The sequence below is a fragment of the Erwinia sp. AnSW2-5 genome, assembly GCF_045107195.1.
Taxonomy (GTDB): domain Bacteria; phylum Pseudomonadota; class Gammaproteobacteria; order Enterobacterales; family Enterobacteriaceae; genus Erwinia.
In genome coordinates, this window is record NZ_JBJGXA010000011.1 from 190737 (window position 1) to 211332 (window position 20596).

General features: G+C 53.3%; 19 protein-coding genes. 6 read left to right on the forward strand and 13 right to left on the reverse strand.

The features are described from left to right. Positions 1-68: 68 nt before the first annotated feature. On the reverse strand, positions 69-1820 hold the full coding sequence (gene yejM, locus ACFL9S_RS10215) for an LPS biosynthesis-modulating metalloenzyme YejM (RefSeq protein WP_405261753.1): 1752 nt from the start codon (positions 1818-1820) through the stop codon (positions 69-71). 21 nt (positions 1821-1841) lie between these two features. Continuing rightward, entirely contained in the window at positions 1842-2069 is a 228-nt protein-coding gene (locus ACFL9S_RS10220; RefSeq protein WP_405261754.1) for a YejL family protein, read from the reverse strand. 169 nt (positions 2070-2238) lie between these two features. Between ACFL9S_RS10220 and yejK the strand changes: the two genes are divergently transcribed. Beyond that, positions 2239-3243: a nucleoid-associated protein YejK gene (yejK, locus tag ACFL9S_RS10225; RefSeq protein WP_405261755.1), complete on the forward strand. Its 1005-nt coding sequence runs from the start codon at positions 2239-2241 to the stop codon at positions 3241-3243. Positions 3244-3378: 135 nt separating this feature from the next. Here yejK and rplY read toward each other — a convergent pair whose 3' ends face one another. Both rplY and ACFL9S_RS10235 read right to left on the reverse strand, forming a co-directional pair. Next, on the reverse strand, positions 3379-3663 hold the full coding sequence (gene rplY, locus ACFL9S_RS10230) for a 50S ribosomal protein L25 (protein ID WP_133841448.1): 285 nt from the start codon (positions 3661-3663) through the stop codon (positions 3379-3381). 170 nt (positions 3664-3833) lie between these two features. Beyond that, entirely contained in the window at positions 3834-5588 is a 1755-nt protein-coding gene (locus ACFL9S_RS10235) for a DEAD/DEAH box helicase (RefSeq protein ID WP_405261756.1), read from the reverse strand. A gap of 189 nt (positions 5589-5777) precedes the next feature. Between ACFL9S_RS10235 and rsuA the strand changes: the two genes are divergently transcribed. The 3 genes from rsuA to ACFL9S_RS10250 all read left to right on the forward strand — a co-directional run bounded on the left by rsuA (position 5778) and on the right by ACFL9S_RS10250 (position 8515). After that, complete coding sequence (gene rsuA / locus ACFL9S_RS10240) at positions 5778-6482, forward strand: 16S rRNA pseudouridine(516) synthase RsuA (RefSeq protein ID WP_405261757.1); 705 nt, start codon at positions 5778-5780, stop codon at positions 6480-6482. A 30-nt stretch (positions 6483-6512) separates the two neighbouring features. Continuing rightward, positions 6513-7715: a Bcr/CflA family multidrug efflux MFS transporter gene (locus ACFL9S_RS10245; protein ID WP_405261758.1), complete on the forward strand. Its 1203-nt coding sequence runs from the start codon at positions 6513-6515 to the stop codon at positions 7713-7715. A 455-nt stretch (positions 7716-8170) separates the two neighbouring features. Continuing rightward, a complete protein-coding gene (locus ACFL9S_RS10250; protein ID WP_405261759.1) occupies positions 8171-8515 on the forward strand; it encodes a YejG family protein in 345 nt (114 codons plus the stop codon). Positions 8516-8528: 13 nt separating this feature from the next. Here ACFL9S_RS10250 and yejF read toward each other — a convergent pair whose 3' ends face one another. From yejF to ACFL9S_RS10290, 8 genes are all read right to left on the reverse strand, one after another. Then, positions 8529-10112, reverse strand: coding sequence for a microcin C ABC transporter ATP-binding protein YejF (gene yejF, locus ACFL9S_RS10255; protein ID WP_405261760.1), 1584 nt, complete (start codon positions 10110-10112; stop codon positions 8529-8531). A 1-nt stretch (position 10113) separates the two neighbouring features. Further along, positions 10114-11139, reverse strand: a complete 1026-nt coding sequence (locus tag ACFL9S_RS10260) for a microcin C ABC transporter permease (RefSeq protein ID WP_405261761.1) — start codon at positions 11137-11139, stop codon at positions 10114-10116. Continuing rightward, the gene (locus ACFL9S_RS10265) at positions 11139-12230 is read right to left on the reverse strand and encodes a microcin C ABC transporter permease YejB (protein ID WP_405261762.1); all 1092 of its coding nucleotides are present in this window, start codon (positions 12228-12230) and stop codon (positions 11139-11141) included. Before ACFL9S_RS10265 ends, ACFL9S_RS10260 begins: the two co-directional genes overlap by 1 nt. Before the next feature lie 11 nt (positions 12231-12241). Further along, positions 12242-14050 carry an extracellular solute-binding protein gene (locus tag ACFL9S_RS10270; protein WP_405261764.1) on the reverse strand — a complete coding sequence of 603 codons (1809 nt, stop codon included), beginning with the start codon at positions 14048-14050 and terminating at the stop codon, positions 12242-12244. Between the two features lie 109 nt (positions 14051-14159). Next, positions 14160-15752, reverse strand: coding sequence for a cyclic di-GMP phosphodiesterase (locus ACFL9S_RS10275; protein ID WP_405261765.1), 1593 nt, complete (start codon positions 15750-15752; stop codon positions 14160-14162). A 314-nt stretch (positions 15753-16066) separates the two neighbouring features. Next, entirely contained in the window at positions 16067-16639 is a 573-nt protein-coding gene (gene mepS / locus ACFL9S_RS10280; RefSeq protein WP_405261766.1) for a bifunctional murein DD-endopeptidase/murein LD-carboxypeptidase, read from the reverse strand. A gap of 509 nt (positions 16640-17148) precedes the next feature. Next, positions 17149-17856 carry a phosphatase PAP2 family protein gene (locus ACFL9S_RS10285; RefSeq protein ID WP_405261767.1) on the reverse strand — a complete coding sequence of 236 codons (708 nt, stop codon included), beginning with the start codon at positions 17854-17856 and terminating at the stop codon, positions 17149-17151. Between the two features lie 52 nt (positions 17857-17908). Next, a complete protein-coding gene (locus tag ACFL9S_RS10290; protein ID WP_405261768.1) occupies positions 17909-18880 on the reverse strand; it encodes a CobW family GTP-binding protein in 972 nt (323 codons plus the stop codon). A 119-nt stretch (positions 18881-18999) separates the two neighbouring features. On the opposite strand from ACFL9S_RS10290, the gene ACFL9S_RS10295 reads away from it, so the two are divergent. Beyond that, a complete protein-coding gene (locus tag ACFL9S_RS10295; RefSeq protein ID WP_405261769.1) occupies positions 19000-19317 on the forward strand; it encodes a type 1 fimbrial protein in 318 nt (105 codons plus the stop codon). A gap of 64 nt (positions 19318-19381) precedes the next feature. Here the strand turns inward: ACFL9S_RS10295 and yeiP are convergent, their stop codons facing one another. Beyond that, positions 19382-19954 carry an elongation factor P-like protein YeiP gene (yeiP, locus tag ACFL9S_RS10300; RefSeq protein ID WP_133841462.1) on the reverse strand — a complete coding sequence of 191 codons (573 nt, stop codon included), beginning with the start codon at positions 19952-19954 and terminating at the stop codon, positions 19382-19384. Positions 19955-20340: 386 nt separating this feature from the next. On the opposite strand from yeiP, the gene ACFL9S_RS10305 reads away from it, so the two are divergent. Then, positions 20341-20595, forward strand: coding sequence for a YkgJ family cysteine cluster protein (locus ACFL9S_RS10305; RefSeq protein WP_405261770.1), 255 nt, complete (start codon positions 20341-20343; stop codon positions 20593-20595). The last annotated feature ends 1 nt before the right edge of the window (position 20596 follow it).

Sequence of the window (20596 nt, forward strand, 5' to 3'; positions counted from 1 at the left end):
GAGTAAGCTCATCGGGATTCCTTCCCTTGCCGCCTTCCTGCAGCTCGAATTCTTTTGGGTATATAAAGCTAATTTGCGATAAATCGTTTTTCGTCAGTCAGCACCTGAAGCAATAACGCCAGCTGCGGTTTGTGATCTTTCAACTGCTGGCCCTTCAGATCCCAGGCGGCATAACCTCCGTTGTTATCCAGCGCCAGCGTCACCTGCGGGGTGGTGATCAACAGCTGATGATGGGTGCTGCTGGCAACCCAGTTGTGACGGCGCTGGGCGGCAAACAGATCCTCGCCCTGTGAGTAATCTACCGCTGGCGTGCTGACGTGCAGCAGGCGCTGCATCAGGGTGGCCATAATATCCTGGTGATCCGTCAGCTTATTGACGGTTTGTGCAGGGGTTTCCGGCCAGTGAACCACCAGCGGCACCTGTAACATTTCACGATTTCCCGGCGCGGTATCGCCCTCCAGCACCACGCCGTGCTGGGCGGTGATCACCACCACGGTGTTGGCCAGTAGCCCTTTTTGTTCCAGGGTAGTCAGCACCGTCTGGATCTGCTGGTCTACGCTGGCAGCCGCGCGGTTGTAGCGACGAGCGCTCTGCTTGTCGGCGCTATCACTGCGGTCAGACGTCGACAACGACAGGTAAGAGAACCACGGCGTACCTTCGTTTTTATGCCCGTCCAGCCAGCGCTGCCACTGACTGGTGGTATCCGCATTCGACTGGCTCTGCGATGCCGGTAAAGAGAAGTCGGTGAGCAGGGCCTGACGATACAGCGGCGAGTTGAAACCGTCGCTGGCAAACAGACCCAGCTGGTAACCCTGTTGCCCCAGCGCAGTGATCAGCGTGGAGGGAATACGTGATGACAGCACGCCATCCATATAGCTTGGCGAGATGCCGTAGAACAGGCCAAATAACCCACTGTCTTCCGTGCTGCCTGAACTGAAATGCTGGCTAAAACGCACGTTGCTCTCGGCAAAACGCGTCAGGTTGGGCAATGATTTCGCCATTGAGGCTTCATTCAGGCCATCAACGGTAATCACCAGCAGGTTGTTACGCGTGCCTTTATCACTGAAGGTGATGTCACTGAGCGGATAGGCTACCGACACCGCTTCAGGATTACCCTGCTGTACCAGGCGCCGCTGATACTCCTGCGCATCCAGCAGGCCGTGTTTCTCAAGGAAACGCCGCGCGGTCATCGGATAGGAGAGCGGCAGGTTCGAACGCTGCATGGTGATCGGCCGATAGAAATTAGCATCCGCCCAGATATACATCAGATGGCTGGCAAAGAAGGCGCTGATAAACAGCCCGGCCAGCGGTTTACCAAAGCTGCGGCGATTCAGGCTGCGCAGCTTTTGCCAGCTCCAGGTGGCAAACAGCATCTCAACCAGGAAGATAACCGGTACGCTGATAAACATCAGTTGCCAGTCTCGGGCCATCTCACTTTGGTCGGGGTTAACCACCAGCTCCCACACGACCGGATTAAGGTGCAGGTGGAAGCGGGAAAACACTGCACTATCCACCAGAACCAGCGTCAGCCCGGTAGTCGCGATAATCGCGGAGAGAAAGCGCAGCAGGCGCTGCGACATCACCACAAAGGTCAGTGGGAAAATAATCAGCAGATAAGCAGCAAAAACAATAAAGCTGAAATGGCCAATCCAGCTGCTGAATGAATAGATACGACCGCCCAGCGAGGCTGGCCAGTCGGAGACAAACAGGTAACGACTACCCAAAATGAGGGCAAAGATGATGTTAAACAGGGCGAACCAGTGCCCCCAGCTAATCATCTGGGAGACTTTTTCACGGTAGCGCTGTCGATTTGTTACCATATCGGAATCAGGATCATCTCATCAGTGGGCTTTGTCATCGCGTACCGACGCCTGCAGGGCATCGGCAAACGAACGTGCCATTGCCTGGCGCTGTGCTGGTGACACGCTGGTGTTAAGTAAGTTGGTCACCATATTTCCCAATACCATCAGGGAAAGATCGGTAGGGGTCTGGTTTGATTCCAGAACCTGGACCATTTCTGCGAGGATCTTCTCCACGCGCTCGTTGCTGTAGCGGGATGATTGTGCCATAACGTCAATTTTATACTGAGATTTAAAGGGCGCTATCTTACCGTAAGAACGTGCTTTTTTCTGCATTTTTATCGTAATGAAGCGCGAATGAACTGTGCATCGTTCTGACAGTTGATCGTAATGTCGCACAGTGATTGAATACGCGCCTGTGCTTAAAGGAGAGTTTACCATGAGTCTGGATATCACCCAGATTGCCCTTCACCAGATGATCAAGCGCGACGAACAAACGCTTGAACTGGTGCTGCGAGATTCACTGTTACCGTCTAACGCGCCTGTGACGGCAATGATGGAAGAGCTGCATCGTGTTTACAGTGCCAAGAGCAAAGCCTATGGCCTGTTTAATGAAGAGAGCGAACTCGCCGATGCGTTACGCAACTGCCGTAAGGGCGAGAATGATTTCCTGGCGTTCAGCCGTGCCGCCAGTGCGCGCCTGCGCGATGAGCTGAGTAAGTATCCGTTCGCAGAAGGTGGGGTGGTGTTATTCGGTCATTATCGCTACCTGGCGGTTGAGTATCTGCTGATTGCGGTACTGAACAGCCAGAACAGTATGCGCGTGAACGAAGAACTGGATATCAGCACGACTCACTATCTGGATATCAATCATGCCGATATCGTGGCGCGCATCGATCTGACCGAGTGGGAAACCAACCCGGAGTCGACCCGTTACCTGACCTTCCTGCGTGGGCGGGTAGGGCGTAAAGTGGCTGACTTCTTTATGGACTTCCTCGGTGCCAGCGTAGGCCTGGATACCAAAGCGCAAAACCGTGGCCTGTTACAGGCGGTGGATGACTACTGTGCGGAAGCCAGCCTGGATAAAAATGAGCGGCAGAATTACCGCCAGCAGGTTTCCACCTACTGTAACGAGCAGCTGAAGTCCGGCGAAGAGATTGAACTGGAAGGCTTGTCGAATGAGCTGGCGCCGCTGGGAGATAAAACCTTCCAGGCGTTTACTCAGGAGCAGGGCTACGAGCTGGAAGAGAGCTTTCCGGCAGACCGCAGCACGCTGCGTCAGCTGATCAAATTTGCCGGTAGCGGTGGCGGGCTGACGATCAACTTTGATGCGATGCTGTTAGGCGAACGTATTTTCTGGGATCCGACCACGGACACGCTGACCATTAAAGGTACACCGCCTAACCTGCGCGACCAGTTGCAGCGCCGCATCAGCGGGAAATAAAAAAGCGGGTATGACGGCAGGTGCGTTTCGGTGTAGGGGCTGACCTTCTGTTTCGGTCAGCCCGAACGCTAAATTCAGACGAAAAAAAACGCCGCATTAAGCGGCGTTTTTTTCACATCTGAAACGAACGGGCGATTAAGCGCGAACGAAGTCGATGTGGTGCAGTTTTGGCTTGAACGGGTGACGCTGAACAGCCTGCACTTTTACTTTGGTTTCTTTGCCATCTACAACCAGAGTCAGAACTTCGTCGTAGAAACCAGGCTTCGCCTGCAGGTTCATGACTGAGTCGTGGTCCAGTTCGATAGCAACAGCTGCTTCATTTCCGCCATAGATGATGGCTGGGAATTTGTTAGCTAAACGCAGGCGGCGGCTCGCACCCTTGCCCTGCTCTTTACGAGCTTCAACATTAATAGTGAACATTTTTAAGTCTCTTCAAGTTTTATTCCTGCTACAGGCGACCCAGCAACAGGTGGATTGTTCAGCTTTTATCCGGCAAAGCCAGCTAAAAGCGGGCGGAATTATACCCGGGTTTGCCTTTTCAGGCAATGTATTAAGTCGGGAAGCCCGACGGGAGCGGTAATCCGTCTGTTTTAGCGTAATTCGTTGGCCCGGCGGAAACGTCCCTGGTAATCAAACACTTTCTCGCGCACCTGCCAGAAATGACGTTGTTTACGTGCGACGACGAAATCGGGATGACGCAGCAGCGGCTGAAGCGCAATGATGTCGGCAGCACTCTTCCAGCGCAGCGGGACGCCGGGCGCACGCTGATGCGGGCGCAGGAACAGCTGTTCAAAGGCGGTGCGCTGTGCCGGAGTTTTTAAGCGAAAACGCTCGCTGACTTCGGTGGCCTCTTCATCGTAGTAACGCACTTTCAGCCATTCGCCCTGGTCGTCACTGCCGCTCTCCAGCACCATCGCGGCACAGCGCAACACCAGCGCATCTTTCAGTTTCAGTGCGGCTTTCAGCATATCGTCCGGATCGACGAGGATCGCATCACACTCCCGGCAGCGGCGAGCGGCAATATCATTTTCGGCATGACAGTGCGGGCAGTTTTTAAAGCGAAAACGGTAATCACACTGTTCGCGCAGCCCGTCATCATCTTCCAGCACGCCCTGGCAGCGACGGCCAAAGTGTTCGATAAGGGTGCCATCCTGGGTGGTTTTTCCCCAGAAGGTATTGGCAAAACCACAGCCAGGGCAGAACACCTGCACCGGCTGGTTATCACTTTTTCCCTTGGGCGCACCGACTTCCGGGGTGAACAGATCGTGGGGGTTTCCGGCATAGTCGAGGATCAGACAATCGGTTTTACCTGGGCTGAGGCGCAGCCCACGTCCGACAATTTGTTGATACAGGCTGACAGACTCGGTAGGGCGCAGAATGGCGATCAGATCAACATGCGGAGCATCAAACCCCGTTGTCAGCACCGCCACGTTGACCATATACAGCAGTTCACGCGCTTTGAATGCGGCGATCAGCGCGTCACGCTCGGCGGCCGGGGTGCCTGCACTGATCAGCGCTTTACTGCCCGGAAGCAGACCCAACACTTCGCGCGCATGTTCGACCGTGGCGGCGAAAATCATCACGCCTTCGCGCTGTTGGGCGAATTCAACAATTTGCTGGATAATGTGCGGCGTGATCCGCTGCTGCTGTTTCAGTTCACGGTTAAGGTCCGCCTCACTAAACAGGCCGTTCTCCTGCGCCTGCAAACGACTGAAATCGTACTGTACCACCGGCATATCCAGCCGCTCTGGCGGCACCAGAAAGCCGTGTTTGATCATATAGCGCAACGGCAGCTCATAGATGCAGTCACGGAAAAAGGCGCGTTCGTCGCCTCTGACCATGCCATGATAATGGAACTGATAAATCCAGCCTTTCCCCAGACGATACGGCGTGGCGGTCAGGCCCAGCAGCCGGAGCTGCGGGTTATGCTGGCGCAGCTGATGGATAATTTGCTGGTACTGGCTATCGTCGGCATCACTGATGCGGTGACATTCGTCGATGATCAGCAGTGAGAATTCCGCACTGAACTGGTCCAGATTCCGCGCCACGGACTGCACGCTGCCAAATACCACCTTGGCATGACTCTCTTTACGCTGTAACCCGGCGGCGAAGATATCTGCCTCCAGTCCGTATGCCTGATATTTACTGTGGTTCTGCGCCACCAGCTCTTTCACATGGGCCAGCACCAGCACGCGGCCGCGCGCCACTCGTGCCAGTTCTGCAATCACCAGGCTTTTACCGGCTCCGGTAGGCAGGACAATAACCGCAGGTTGCGAAGAGTGGCGGAAGTAGCGGATGGTGGCATCCACGGCTTCCTGCTGATAGGGACGTAGGGTGAACGACATGAAGACCTGTAAAGCAGCAATAAAGGAACATTATGCCATGAAAGCGCCATAAGAATACGATCCCCTCTGTGCCTCAGCCCCTTCTGCCGCTATACTCTCTGTTCCATTCCTGATGAGCGTTCTGCGCCACATCACAAGACGATCATCGTCAGTTTCCACTCCAAAACAATTACAGGCAGTGCAGAGTTAATGCGACTTGATAAATTTATATGCCAGCAACTGGAAGTCAGCCGTGTCATCGCCGGGCGTGAGATTCGTGCAAAAAAAGTGACCGTAGACGGTGAGGTTGTGCGCGACAGTGCATTTAAACTGAACCCGGACAGCGCGGTTGAATATGATGGCAATCCACTGCAACAGCAGCATGGACCGCGCTACTTTATGCTGAATAAGCCGGTTGGTTATGTCTGTTCCACTGAAGATCCCGATCACCCAACGGTGCTGTTCTTCCTTGAAGAACCTTCCGCTTACAAACTGCATGCCGCCGGGCGTCTGGATATTGATACCACCGGTCTGGTGCTGATGACCGATGATGGTCAGTGGTCCCACCGCATCACGTCTCCGCGCCATGAGTGTGAAAAAACCTATCTGGTTACGCTGGAATCTCCACTCAGTGAGGATACCGCACAGCAGTTTGCTGACGGCGTTCAGCTGCATAATGAGAAGACACTGACCAAACCTGCCACGCTGGAAGTGATTGATCCGCATCAGGTGCGTCTGACCATCAGCGAAGGGCGCTATCACCAGGTGAAACGGATGTTTGCCGCCGTGGGGAACCATGTGGTGGGGTTGCATCGTGAACGTATTGGTGCGATTGCACTCGATGCAGAGATGGAACCCGGTGAATATCGTCCTTTGACCGCAGAAGAAATTGCCAGCGTCGGGCTGACACGTTAGTTGATTTTTGTCCATCAGAGAGGCAGGTCAGTGGCAAAAGATAAGAATTCCTCCATGGGACTGGTGGTGATCCTCGGGCTGCTGGCGATGCTTATGCCGCTGTCGATCGATATGTATCTTCCTGCCTTACCGCAGATTGCCCGCGAATTCTCAGTATCCGCGGGCAGCGTGCAGATGACGCTGAACGCCTATATTCTCGGTTTTGCTCTGGGCCAGCTGATCTACGGGCCGCTGGCCGACAGTTTTGGTCGCAAACCGGTGATTGCGGCGGGAACGCTGATTTTTGCCATTGCGGCTGCCGCCTGCGCACTGGCGCAGACTATTGACCAGTTGATCACGCTGCGTTTTCTGCACGGTTTGTCTGCCGCCGCAGGCAGTGTGGTGATCAGCGCATTAATGCGTGACAGTTACTCGAAAGAGGAGTTTTCGCGCATGATGTCCTTTGTCATGCTGGTCACCACCATCGCGCCACTGCTGGCACCGATTGTCGGTGGCTGGATGCTGCTGATCTGGAGCTGGCATGCGATCTTCTGGACGATTTCTGCCGCAGCGGTGGTGACCACGCTGCTGGTGGTCACCCAGATCAAGGAGACGCTACCGAAGGACAAACGCCAGCCGTTCAGCCTGCGTACCACATTGCGTAACTTTCTTTCGCTGTTTCGTCACAAGCGCGTGTTCAGCTATATGCTGGCGAGCGGATTCTCGTTCGCCGGGCTGTTCTCATTCCTCAACGTCGGGCCGTTTGTCTATATCGAGCTGAACCATATTTCGCCGCAGGATTTTGGCTATTACTTCGCGCTGAACGTGGTGTTTCTGTTCCTGATGACGCTGCTTAACAGTCGCTGTGTGCGCCGCTTTGGCCCGCTGGTGATGTTCCGTTTTGGGCTGCTGATCCAGTTCTCTATGGGCGTCTGGCTGGTGGTGGTGAGTGCGCTGAATCTTGGTTTTATACCGCTGGTGTTTGGCGTGGCGATGTTTATTGGCTGCGTGGCGATGGTGTCGTCTAATGCGATGGCGGTGATTCTGGAAGAGTTTCCGCATATGGCAGGAACCGCATCCTCGCTGGCGGGTACGCTGCGCTTTGGCGTGGGCGCACTGGCAGGTGCATTGCTCTCTACCATCACCTTCACCAGCGCGTGGCCAATGGTCAGCGCTATCTTTATCTGCGCTACCACGTCTATTTTGTTATTTATCTACGCTTCACGACCGCGTAAATCGGCCTCTGCGGCCTGATGTCATGTAGTGGCTGACCCTCTGTTTCGGTCAGCCCGCACAGCGGATCTTACCCGTGTGGTGCACGCAATCGGCACGGGTCGACCGGAAAAAAGCGTCTACCCCTACGGGAAATTGTACTGTCTGGCGTATAGCATGTTTATACCCAATCCCCCCTCCCGCTCTTAAATCCCTGCTCAGCATGTTGATTTTTTGTAAAAAATCACCCATAAAAAAGTAACAAAATTGCAGCGGAAAAGGTTGTTATCATCCGGCGAACGCGGTAAATATAACAAATAAATGAGATATATCTCTCAAAAATGGATCCGGATACGTGTTTTTTCATGTCAGCCGATGATCTGTCTATGGGTAAATAGTCAGAGTAATTAACAGGTTAATCTGTTATCTCGAATTGATGATTTACCTTGTGAACTATTTGTGAAAATATTGTTTAAAAATCGCTCTGGGGAGCTGTGGTGAATACGTTACAACATTCAGTGGTACATCGACTGCCGCAACGCTATCACTGGTGCGCCGGCCCTGTCGGGCAGGTCATTGAAGTGCAGAACCTTAATGGCCTGAGTCGCGAAGACGATCTCATCGGGCTGCGCCTGTTGAGTCATAACGGTGAGTCGGCGTGGGAAACCATGCAGAAGTTGGAGTCAGCACTGGCGGAAATTCAGCTGATGTGTTCGGTGGCGGAGTGGGAAGGGGAGCCTTGTCTCTTTGTCCATTGTGATGATGAATGCGCAGCAACCTGCCGACTGAAAAGTTTCGGCGTGGGTATTGCCGAACCTTTTCTCAGCGATCGCAGTGCCTGAACGCGGTGCCGCGTCAGGCCAGCGTCAGTAACTGTTGCGTGTAGCTCTGCTGCGGTGCGCTAAATACCTGCTCACATTTCCCCTGTTCGACCACTTCCCCCTGACGCAGCACCACCACCTGATGACACAGTGACCGCACAACACGTAAATCATGGCTGATAAAGATATAGGCCAGACGGTGCTGTTGCTGAAGCGTCTTCAGCAGTGTCAGGATCTGTTTTTGCACCGAGCGATCAAGCGAAGAGGTTGGTTCGTCGAGGATGATCAGCTGTGGTTGCAGGATCAATGCCCTGGCGATAGCCACACGCTGGCGCTGCCCGCCGGAAAACTCAGAGGGGTAACGCTGACGCGTCTCAGGATCCAGCCCCACTTCCTGCATCGCGGTGATCACTCGCATTTCACGTTCGGCTTCATTCAGTTCAGGATGGTGCACCTGCAAACCTTCGGCGATAATCTGCAAAACGTTCAGGCGTGGGTTGAGTGAGGAGTTAGGATCCTGGAACACCACCTGAATCTGGCGCCGCACGGGCAGCATTTTTTTGCGGTTCAGCAGATGCAGAGGCTGATCCTTAAACCAGATTTCCCCCTGAGAATCAAGCAAACGCAGCAGCGCCAGCCCGGTGGTGCTCTTACCGGAACCGGATTCTCCCACCAGCCCCAGGCTCTCTCCCGGCCGCAGGGTGAAACTCAGAGACTTCAGCGCATGATGATAGCCAACGGTGCGCTTCATCAATCCCTGTTTAATCGGGAATGCGACGGCCAGGTTTTCCACGCGCAGTAGCGGTTCTGCCTGTTCATCAGCGGGGTCTGGCTGGCCTTCGGGTTCAGCATTCAGCAACTGCTGTGTGTACGCATGCTGAGGGGCGCTGAAAAGCTGACGGGTGCTGTTATGTTCCACGCCTTGGCCGTTGCGCATCACGGTGACGTTGTCCGCCAGCCGCTGCACAATATTCAGGTTGTGGGTGATAAACAGCAGCCCCATATTCAGCTCCTGCTTCAGCTCTTTCAGCAGGGTGAGGATCTGCGCCTGCACCGTGACATCCAGTGCCGTGGTCGGCTCATCGGCGATCAGCAGTTCAGGCTGCGTCAGCAGCGCCATCGCAATCATCACGCGCTGGCGTTCACCGCCGGAAAGCTGGTGCGGGAAATCGTTCAGTCGACTGGCGGCCTGGCGGATGCCCACGCGGTCGAGGCAGGTTAGCATCTCAGCGCGTGCGGCTTCTCGGCGCATGCCGCGATGCAGGGACAGCACCTCATACAGCTGTTTTTCGATATTGTGCAGTGGGTTCAGCGACACCATCGGTTCCTGGAAGATCATCGCGATGCGGTTGCCGCGCAGGCCCCGTAGCATAGGTTCATCAGCGTGCAGCACGCTTTTTCCATCAAACAGAATATCGCCCTGCGGATAGACCACCGGCGGTGTGGGCAGCAGACGCATCACCGACAGGGCAGTGACACTTTTCCCTGAACCGGACTCACCCACCAGTGCCAGCGTTTCACCGGCATCCACGGACAACGACAACCCCTCAACAACACGGCGTTCTTCGCCATTCTGGCGGAAAGCGATACTGAGATCCTTAATCGTGAGTAGCGCCATATCAATACACCTTGCTGGGGTCAAAGGCGTCGCGTACGGCTTCACCAATAAAGATTAACAGCGACAGCAGGATCGCCAGTGAGAAGAACGCGGTCAGGCCTAGCCAGGGAGCTTGCAGATTATTTTTACCCTGCAACAGCAGTTCGCCCAGCGAAGGTGAACCGAGCGGCAGACCAAAGCCGAGGAAGTCCAGCGAGGTCAGTGTGGTGATGGAGCCGCAGAGAATAAAGGGCAGGTAGGTCAGCGTGGCGACCATCGCATTGGGCAGCATATGGCGTGACATAATGCGCCAGTCGCTCACGCCCATTGCCTGTGCGGCACGGATATAGTCGAAGTTACGGGTACGCAGGAATTCCGCACGTACCACGCCGACCAGGCCCATCCAGCCAAACAGCACGGTGATCCCCAGCAGCCACCAGAAGCCAGGCTGAATGACGCTGGAGAGCAGGATGATCAGGAACAGCGTTGGCATACCGGACCAGACTTCAATAAAGCGTTGCCCCCAGAGATCGACCCGCCCGCCAAAATAGCCCTGCACCGCCCCGGCGAAAATACCAATCACACTGGAGACAATGGTCAGCATCAGACCAAACAGCAGGGAGATACGCGTGCCGTAAAGAATGCGTGCCAGCACATCGCCACCGTTGGCATCGGTCCCCAGCCAGTTCTGGCTGGAGGGTGGCGAAGGGAAGGGCACGGTGCTGGCGAAGTTAATCGTATCATCACCAAAGCGGATCGGTGCCCAGATGGCCCAGCCATTCTGAGCCAGACGGGATTTCAGCCACGGATCCTGGTAGTCGGCCGGGGTCGCCAGCGGGCCACCAAAATCACTCTCCTGATAGTTCACCAGCAGCGGGAAGTAAGTCCGATCCTGATAATGCACCACCAGCGGTTTATCATTGGCCAGCAGCTCTGCGCCAAGACAAAGAATAAACAGCACGGCAAAGATCCACAGCGACCAGTAGCCACGGCGGTTATGTCGGAATCGCGCCCAGCGCGCCTGATTAATGGGGTTTAAACGGCTCATTAGCGGCCCTCAAAATCAATGCGCGGGTCGACCAGCGTATAGGTGATATCGCTCAGGATATTCAGCAGCAGGCCAATCAGGGTGAAAATATACAGCGTGCCGAACATCACCGGATAATCGCGCTGGATAGTGGCATCGTAACCCAGTAATCCCAGCCCGTTGAGTGAGAACATCACTTCGATTAACAGCGATCCGGTGAAAAACAAACTGATAAAGGTGGCCGGGAACCCGGCAATCACCAGCAGCATGGCGTTACGGAACACGTGGCGATACAGGATTTTTTTCTCGTCCAGCCCCTTGGCGCGGGCGGTAACAACATACTGCTTGCGGATCTCATCCATAAAGGAGTTTTTGGTCAGCATGGTGAGCGTGGCGAAACCGCCAATCACCGTTGCCAGTACCGGCAGACAGATGTGCCAGAGATAATCGGTGACTTTGCCATGCCACGGCAGGGAATCAAACTGCGGGGAAACCAGCCCGCGCAGCGGGAACCAGTCGAGGTAGCTGCCCCCGGCAAACAGCACAATCAGCATGATACCGAACAGGAACGACGGAATGGCGTAACCCACGATGATCAGCGTGCTGCTCCAGATGTCAAAGGCGCTGCCGGAGCTGACCGCCTTTTTTATCCCCAGAGGTATTGATACCAGATAAATAATCAACGTGCTCCATAGCCCGAGCGTCACCGACACCGGCAGGCTCTCTTTAATCAGCTGGATCACTGAACTGCTGCGGAACAGGCTGTCGCCAAAGTCAAAGCGCACGTAGTTCCACAGCATGGTGAAGTACCGCTCATGGAGGGGTTTGTCGAAGCCGTAACGTTTGGTTATCTCGGCAATGACTTCCGGGTCGAGACCGCGTGAACCACGGTACTGACCGTCACCCGGCGCGGCATTAAGCGAGCTGCGTCCGTGAGCGGCGCCTTCGCCACCTGCTCCCGGCAGGCCGGTTGTTTGGCCAAACTCAATATTGGCAATCGCCTGATCCACCGGGCCACCCGGTGCGATCTGCACAATGAAAAAGTTGATGGTGATGATCGCCCAGAGTGTCGGGATAATCAGCAGTAAACGACGAATCAGATAAGCACCCACAGTCAGACTCCTTAGCGACGTTGCGCCGGCAACTGTGCGGCTTTGTTGACATCGTACCACCAGTTATCAAAACCCTGCGCATAGGTCGGGCGCGTGCCGGGCATTGAGAACTTGTTCCAGTAAGCATAACGATCGTTAGCGGTATACCACATTGGGATCATGTAATAGTTCCACAGCAGCACGCGATCCAGGACGCGGCCCAACGGTAACAGCGCCTCGGCATTCCCCTGATTCTGATTAATACGGGTGATCAGCTCATCAAGCAGTGGACTGCTCACGCCTGGCGTATTGTAGGTAGAGTCCATATAGGACGTAGCCCAGTAAAACTGCAAACCTGTATCGGGCGTGGGGAAGGCCGAATAAACGGTCGGCAGCATATCAAAGTCACGTTTACGCAGGCGGGCCAGATATTGCGAACTGTCCACCTGACGCACCGTCATGGTAATGCCGACACGCGCCAGATTGTGCTGGAAGGGAAGAACCCACTGATCGTTACCACCGCTGCGTAGCAACAGCTCAAAAGCAAAGGGTTTGCCCGTCTTGCTGTTGACCAGCCGCTGGTTTTTCAACTCCCAGCCAGCCTCTTTCAGCAGCGCAAGCGCCTGCAACAGTTTTTCCCGGTCATAACCCGTGCCGTCAGATTTTGCAGGCTGATAGATCTTATCGATCACCTCCTGCGGATACTGCCCCTTTAACGGGCCAAGGATCTCTAGCTCTTTGGCATCAGGGTAATGGCGCGCGGCATACTCGGTGTTCTGGAAATAGCTGTCGACGCGTTTATAAGCATTATAAAACAGGGCCTTGTTCATCCATTCAAAGTCAAACAGCAGCGACATAGCTTCGCGTACCTTACGGTCGGCAAACTGAGGCTTCTGGGTATTAAACGCCAGCCACTGGGTGTTTGTGGCAACGGTATTCGGCACCTGTTCTTTAGTGATATAGCCATGTGCGAAATTCGAACCGCTGTATTGAGTTGCCCATTTCTTGGCCGACCCTTCGGTACGAAAATCAAAGGCACCGGCTTTAAAGGCCTCAAAGGCGACGTTGTCATCAAGGTAATAGTCGTAGCGGATCGTATCGAAGTTGTAGCGGCCTTTATTCACCGGTAAATCTGCTGCCCAGTAATCTTTCACCCGCGAATACGTTATCGACTGGCCCACTTTATATGCTGAAATGCGATAAGGCCCGCTGGAGAGAGGAGGGAAGGGCAGTGGCTCGCCAAGTTTATGATCTTTCCAGAATTTTTCTGGGAATACGGGAGAGGAGATCAGTGACAGCATTTTATCGCGGTCTCCTTTCGGCAGATCGAAGCGTACGGTGAGGCGCGAAATAGTTTTCGCCGTCACACCTTTGTAAAACACCCGATACTGCGGCACGCCCTGGGTCATAAACATATTGAAAGTAAAGGCCACATCCGCAGCGGTAATCGGTGAACCATCCTGAAAACGCGCCCGCGGATTGAGGGTCACTTCCACCCAGCGGAAATCATCCGGGTAACGGGCAAATTCCGCAATCAATGGATACAGGCTGCCGACTTCGTCATCAGATGACGTAAATAAGCGGTCATACAACGTGTCTGTGCCAACGCCGGGGCTGCCGCGCATGGCGAAACGGTTGAAGTTATCAAAGGTACCAATAGAGGAGAGCGTCGTGCTGCCCCCCTTCGGTGCGGCCGGGTTGGCATAATCAAAGTGAGTGAACCCGGCAGCGTATTTGGCCGCGCCCAGTTGAGCGAAACTGTAGCTCTCATTAATTTTTTCTGCCTGCACGCTGGCCGCAGACAGGCTAAGTAATGCAAAGGCAACAAGACGCACAATCATGGTTTCAGCAGGCTCCCACCAGCGACAAATCGGTTATATTTGCCAGCCGTGGCAGCAAAACCACGATGACACAATGATAGTAAAGGTTTTTGCCTTATTTGACAGCCAGTTATTCCTTTAAACCTGTACTGACAGCAGGCATTTGTTGCTCAAGATAGTACTCAATAAGCTGTGGTACGGTACGTGGACGACTAAACAGATAGCCCTGCAAATGGGTCACGCCGCGATTGATCAGCCACAATGCCTGCTCGCCCGTTTCAACACCTTCGGCGACCGTATTGAGATTGAGTTTTTTCGCCAGCGTCAGCACGGTGTCCAGCACCGGAGAGTTGACCGTTTCCATACCGATGCTTTGTACGAAACCGCGGTCGATTTTCAGATAATCAAACTGGAATTTTTCCAGATAGATTAATGCGCTGTGACCGGTACCGAAATCATCAATGGCGATTCTGATATTCTGCTGACGGATCCAGTCGAATATCTCGTCGGCACCCTGTTCACTGACCATCGCCCGCTCGGTGATTTCAAACACATATTCAAAATGACCCGCAGGCATCATTGCCAGCCAGTCCAGCACATCCTGACGAAAGCCTGGGTGCACAAGATGATTCGGTGAAAGGTTAACCCCTATTCGGGTACCAATCGGCACCACTTTACACAGGTGGTGTGCATCCTGCGCCACCAGAGTAAACAGGTGACGGGTGAGCGGCACAATCAGATTCTGCCCTTCGGCATAGCTGATAAACGAATCGGGCGGGATGCGGCCCTCGGTCGGATGTGTCCAGCGCAGTAACGCTTCCAGCCCGTAGGATTTTCCGCTATGGGTTTCGATCACGGGCTGGTATTCAACATGAAACTCTCCGCGCTTAATCCCCAGCATGATTTCTTTACCGGAACGCAGCCGCAGCGTAAACATCAGGAAACAACCGCAGGTAATCAGCACGCCCATCAGCAGCCCGGCCAGCAGGATAATATGGATATCGCGGCGTGGCAGCGCTTCGCCGTACAGATAGAGCGTGATTGGGTAGCCAGGGATGGCAATGCTGCGCAGTGGTTGCTTCGGCAGCGCGCTGCGTTTTACCACGCTTTCTTCATCCCAGGTGGTCATCGCACTGTCTCCCGCAACGATTGCCATGCCGCTAATCTGTTGCTCGCGTGAGGCCAGCAGTAAATAAGGTGTCAGATTAATATTGAGCGTCGTGAAAATACCGCTTTCGGGCATACCAGGATTTTTTAGCCACAACACGATGGCGGGTTTGTGGCGCATCATTGGCGTACCGGGGATCAGGCGAATGTCGGTGGCGTTTCTGACATCGGTATGGGGAGAGATCTCGACGATATCCATTTGCATCGGACCGGTGGCCGATGAGCAAAAGGCACGGTGATCGTTGACCAGTAAAATTGCGCGAACATTGGCAGTAAAGGCTGAGCGTTGCGTTAGATCGTTGCGTATGGTTTCACAGGTGCCGCTGGTGGAGACCTGAAGCGGTTGCAGGGTGGCTTGCAACTCGTTGAATACGTTTGCAACGTAACGTTGCGTATAGCTGGCGAGGCGATCGTGCCCTGCGGATCGGCGGCTCCAGGTGACGGTCAGCGTAATGATCAGAAACAGTAGAAAAAAGAAAAACCCTATGGATGCACTGAGACAAACTATCTTGCGCGGCTGAGTCACCTGCCGCCTGACGGTGGTAGATAGTGGCATTCGGTGATCTCTCCCGTTTTCGCCTATTTTATTATTATTGGTCGCAAACTGCTTTCTTCTGGTGTCGGCCAGTGAGGATATAACGGAGGGGGCAATTCTGTCTCTATCTTATTGATGGTAATCAATTCCTTTTCCAGTCGTCTGCCAGAGAAAACACCTGAAAAATGGTACCAGGACGACTTTATCCTTTCAGCGACAAAAACAGATTTCGTTGCGCAAAAGGGGAAGCAGGGAGGTCAGGAGAAAAGGCAAAAAAAAACGCTGCCGTGGCAGCGTTTTCATATCTCGTGTTCGCAGATTTCAAAGGAGCGAAATCAGCTTTGCGTTCGGCTCAATACCCTACGGGCATCGCGGTAACGGTTCTTCCAGTAGGAATCATTCATGCTCGAAATCATCACACCGCTGCTGGTGGAGGCATGAACGAAGTTGTCATTACCGATATAAATACCGACATGACGACCCGTGGAGCCTGCACGGAACAGCACTAAATCACCGGCACGCAGTTTAGCGCGCTGAATACTTTTTCCGGAATCTTCCTGCTCATAGGTTGAGCGCGGTAAATCCAGGCCAAACTGTTCACGGAATGTGGTCTGGACAAACGCAGAGCAATCAATGCCACGTTTGCTGGTGCCGCCAAGACGGTAACGTACACCTTTCCAGTCCGCATACTGGTCCATCAGGCGGGATTTGATATCCACATTCTGGACCATCTGTTCGAATTCATCCTGAGACGCTTGCAGTAAAAAACCGTTTTGATCTTTAACTGCATGAGTATCAGTTTGTACATTGTGCCCGCTGTTCGAACTACATGCTGACAACAGTGTCGCTAATGCGACGGCGGGGAGCGCCCGCAAGATATATCTCAGAATAGGTTGAGACTTGACCATTATGTTTGTGATCCCTTGAAGTCCTTAACGACGAAGTCGTTAGCAAAATTGCGAAACGAAACGAGATTAATTAGTGCCGGAGGGTAAGACAATTCGGAAAACGTTAAAATGTGTTATGGAGCACAAATTAAAATGTAACTTACCGAAATACTTTAGCCATTTCGCCTAATCAAAAACGAGATTACCCGATAACAAGCCCCATAGCGAGGGCTTTTAAGCACTTTTTTATAGGATTTTACGATGTCAAATCATTACGTAACGAATTGGTTACATTATCGCCAATAAGCAGCTTAACTGAATGTGCTTAAGCGCAATTTTGCTGCTAACAACTGCAGGTCAAGTAGAAATCAGAATAATCTGGATGGACAATCCTGAGATCTGGATGTTTCGGCTGTTATCCGGGGCATAATAAATACGTCTGTTAGCCCGTCGTTTTCCGCCAAATATTTTTTCCTGGCGGCAATGCTGCGAACGAAAAAAAGAGCAATAACGTCCATAAAGCAGAGGGGTTACTTCCCGGGTTTATATTTGCCGGGTAAATTGCGATACAGCCAGTTCACCAAATAATCACTCGCGGGCGTAAGCAACCACCAGCTCATGCCGACCAGTACGATTGACAGGGAACCCACGGCAATATCGGTAAACCAGTGTGCGCCAATCATCACGCGTGGCAGGGCAAAAACCAGCACAATAATCACTGCCAGAGAAAATGCGCGGCGGGTGAAATAGCGCAGCATAAAGCAGGCAAAGATAATCAGCATCATGCCATGGTCACCGGGAAAACTGTCCGCCGAGGAATCCTTCGTCGGGATCCCAGTGAGTTCCGTCACGTGGTTAACGTCCGGGAAGAATTTCGTCGGGCTGGCATGCGATACCGGGATTTGATGGCCGAGTTGGTTGAGGCCAACAGCGGTGATCAACATAGTGATGCCGATGGCAAACATCCGGCGACGTCCTTCGGGTGTTTCACGACGCCAGAAATGCAGATACAACCCGCCCATCGCCAGCAGTGACACAACGTCAAAGAGGCGGAAATTGGTAATCGCCACCAGCCATAACAGGATCGGATTGGTCGCCAGTCGCTGGTTAAACCAGTAAAAAATGGTTTTATCCAGGGTAAACCACTGGCCGTGGTTGGCCGGGAGATACCATGAGAAAAACAGGACCAGGCCGAGAAAGTTCAGCAGCAAAATGAGTGAAAAACGTTTAATAGTCATATCCGGATATAGGCTTTTTATATCAAAGTCGCGGCGCATAGTATGTCTGGAACTATAAACGAAGGTTCAACAAGGCGTTTTGCAAAAGATTCCATTCTGCCATTTCTTCATGAATCAACTCGATACGGCTATCGGGCGGTGTTGTCTGGCGGGTTTCAATATGAAAGTCGACACCCTGGCGATTAATACTCACTAACCCTTCCGGGATACGTAATACGCCCTTAACACGCGAAACCGGTGCCAGCCTGGCCCATTCAAGCAGACCAATGGTATCAAACACCGTTTCACTGTCGAAAATCCAGCCCGCCGCATAGTAACCCTGTCCCTGATTCAGTGCCCGTCGCCAGCGCGCGTTGTCGTCCAGTTTCAGCGCGGCCAGCCCGGACCGCGACGGACGATGATGATGGTGCAAAGGTGTTGGCAGCGCGTGCAGATTGACACGCGGTTGATCGAGCAGTGCGGCATCAATCTGGCCGTGAGTAGTGGTAACCAGCTGACGCGTTGCCGCTGATCGCTGCTGCCACTGATCCAGTCTCTCTCTGTCTGCGTCTTCCCAGCGATCTTGCTTATTAGCGACAATAATATCGGCAGCGGCCAGCTGGTCACGGAAGTTTTCATTTTCCACGACGCGTTTATCGGCAAGCTGACGCGGGTCGAGCAGACACAAGGTTGCACGCAGGTCGATCCAGGGCTGATAAACGGTAGCTGACAGCATATCGAGGATCTGTTTGGGATGGCCTAGCCCGGTAGGTTCAATCAGCAGACGGTCAGGTTTAGCCTGCTTCAGCAGCATATTTAGCCCCACCTGCATCGGCAATCCGTTGACACAGCACATACAGCCACCGGGGATTTCTTTCAGCACGGCACCTGTTTCTGCCAGCAGAGCACCGTCGATACCAATTTCACCAAACTCATTCACCAGAATGGCCCACTGCTCACCTTCAGGTTTACAGGCCAGTAAATGGCGCAGAGTGGTGGTTTTTCCGCTGCCAAGAAAGCCGGTAATCAGATTGACGCGGGTCATATTCGCTCCTCACGAAAACTTTAATGATATTTATCGTTCTTGATTCGTATTAGTTTTCATCACGTTTCCTGCTGTTTTTGGCTACAGTCAGCGGGCATACAATGAACAACGAGGTGATCATGAACAGCATTGTTGCGGCGACAGCCGTCATTCTTTTCGCCTCATGGACGAGCAATGTACTGGCAGAACAGAAACATTCAGAGAGAAGTTCGGGAATTATCCATTTCAGCGGCGGTATTGTGGAGTCCGAATGTACCCATGATATCCAGCAGCAAAAAGTGGTTATCTCATGCGAGCGTAATGGGCAGGAAAAATCCAGAACCCTTTCGCTGAACAACACGGATTTACAATCATTACCTCACAATGTGGGTACCAGCCAGATTAGCTGGCTTGACCGGCAGAAGCGGCTGGGAATACTGACCGTCGACTATCGGTAGTATCTTTTGATTGTTATAATATAACATCAATGGCGCCGTCATCTGACCGCGCCATTTTTTGTCACTAATCGGCACGGCTCATATAGCGACGTTCAGGAATGTGGATGCGGATTTTATCTCCATTACTGAGATATTCCGGTACCTGAACGACCAGACCTGTGGCCATTTTCGCCGGTTTGGTGCGTGCGCTGGCAGAAGCACCTTTAATTCCTGGCGTGGTTTCGACAATTTCCATGTCCACCGTTTGTGGCAGCTCCAGTGCCAAAATCATACCGTCCATGGTCAGTACCTGAATACCAGGAATGCCTCCTTCCGGCAGGAACAGCAGTTCATCTTCGATCTGCTCCTGTTTGAAGTTGTACGGCGTGTAATCTTCATCATCCATAAAGACATATTCATCGCCATCAATGTACGAGAAGGTCACCTGGCGACGGCTAAGTGAAATGGTGTCGATAATGTCGTCACCCTTGAAACGCTCTTCCACTTTCATCCCGGTACGGATATCCGTGAAACGCATTTTGTACAGCGTTGACGCGCCGCGTGCGCTTGGGCTTTGTACGTCAATATCTTTAACTAACAGCAGTTTGCCGTTAAAGCTGACGGCCATGCCTTTTTTGATTTCATTGGCTCTTGGCATAAAACAGGTCTCGTATGGAAGATGAGGGAGAAATTTATCGCGACACGTTACTCGCGCCCGCGTCGCCAGGCAAGATGGGCCAGAGAAAATATGTGCCGGTACATCGGTTTCGATCGGTCCACATCTACATTATGTAGGGGCTGATCACTGATGAATCCCCACAAAATAAGACCTGCATGACTTGTCGCTACCACAACTCAGGGCGCGTAGGGGCGGACCTTCTTTTCCGGTCCGCCCATGATGTTGAACCGGTGCCGACCCGGCGTTACGGGGGGATCCCTCAGGGGTCGATCATTTTTTTCAATAGGCCCTTATCTGTTACATGATAAGGATAGTATTCGCTGGGGGTGCCTGCTATTGTCGCGCTTTCGTATTGGAGGTCAGTGATGGAATGTCGCGCCGCCTGTGGTGCCTGCTGTACGGCACCGTCAATTTCATCGCCTATCCCAGGCCATCCGCACGGAAAACCGGCGAATACGCCCTGTATTCAGCTTGATGCTCAGATGCGCTGTAAAATCTTTGGTTCGCCACTGCGGCCTAAAGTCTGCTCAGGGCTGCAGCCGCAGCTCGAGATGTGTGGCATCAGCCGTGAGCAGTCGATGGTGTATTTACTGGACCTGGAAGCACAGACCGCGCCCTGAA

Bases quoted from the DNA above. Each gene is read 5' to 3' on its own strand.
- ACFL9S_RS10295 (WP_405261769.1), top strand. From the start codon at position 19,000: ATGAACAGCATTGTTGCGGCGACAGCCGTCATTCTTTTCGCCTCATGG.
- yejF (WP_405261760.1), bottom strand. From the start codon at position 10,112: ATGGCGCTACTCACGATTAAGGATCTCAGTATCGCTTTCCGCCAGAAT.
- ACFL9S_RS10270 (WP_405261764.1), bottom strand. From the start codon at position 14,050: ATGATTGTGCGTCTTGTTGCCTTTGCATTACTTAGCCTGTCTGCGGCC.
- ACFL9S_RS10235 (WP_405261756.1), bottom strand. From the start codon at position 5,588: ATGTCGTTCACCCTACGTCCCTATCAGCAGGAAGCCGTGGATGCCACC.
- ACFL9S_RS10285 (WP_405261767.1), bottom strand. From the start codon at position 17,856: ATGACTATTAAACGTTTTTCACTCATTTTGCTGCTGAACTTTCTCGGC.
- yejK (WP_405261755.1), top strand. From the start codon at position 2,239: ATGAGTCTGGATATCACCCAGATTGCCCTTCACCAGATGATCAAGCGC.
- ACFL9S_RS10260 (WP_405261761.1), bottom strand. From the start codon at position 11,139: ATGAGCCGTTTAAACCCCATTAATCAGGCGCGCTGGGCGCGATTCCGA.
- mepS (WP_405261766.1), bottom strand. From the start codon at position 16,639: ATGGTCAAGTCTCAACCTATTCTGAGATATATCTTGCGGGCGCTCCCC.
- rplY (WP_133841448.1), bottom strand. From the start codon at position 3,663: ATGTTCACTATTAATGTTGAAGCTCGTAAAGAGCAGGGCAAGGGTGCG.
- yejM (WP_405261753.1), bottom strand. From the start codon at position 1,820: ATGGTAACAAATCGACAGCGCTACCGTGAAAAAGTCTCCCAGATGATT.
- ACFL9S_RS10275 (WP_405261765.1), bottom strand. From the start codon at position 15,752: ATGCCACTATCTACCACCGTCAGGCGGCAGGTGACTCAGCCGCGCAAG.
- yeiP (WP_133841462.1), bottom strand. From the start codon at position 19,954: ATGCCAAGAGCCAATGAAATCAAAAAAGGCATGGCCGTCAGCTTTAAC.
- ACFL9S_RS10220 (WP_405261754.1), bottom strand. From the start codon at position 2,069: ATGGCACAATCATCCCGCTACAGCAACGAGCGCGTGGAGAAGATCCTC.
- ACFL9S_RS10305 (WP_405261770.1), top strand. From the start codon at position 20,341: ATGGAATGTCGCGCCGCCTGTGGTGCCTGCTGTACGGCACCGTCAATT.
- ACFL9S_RS10290 (WP_405261768.1), bottom strand. From the start codon at position 18,880: ATGACCCGCGTCAATCTGATTACCGGCTTTCTTGGCAGCGGAAAAACC.
- rsuA (WP_405261757.1), top strand. From the start codon at position 5,778: ATGCGACTTGATAAATTTATATGCCAGCAACTGGAAGTCAGCCGTGTC.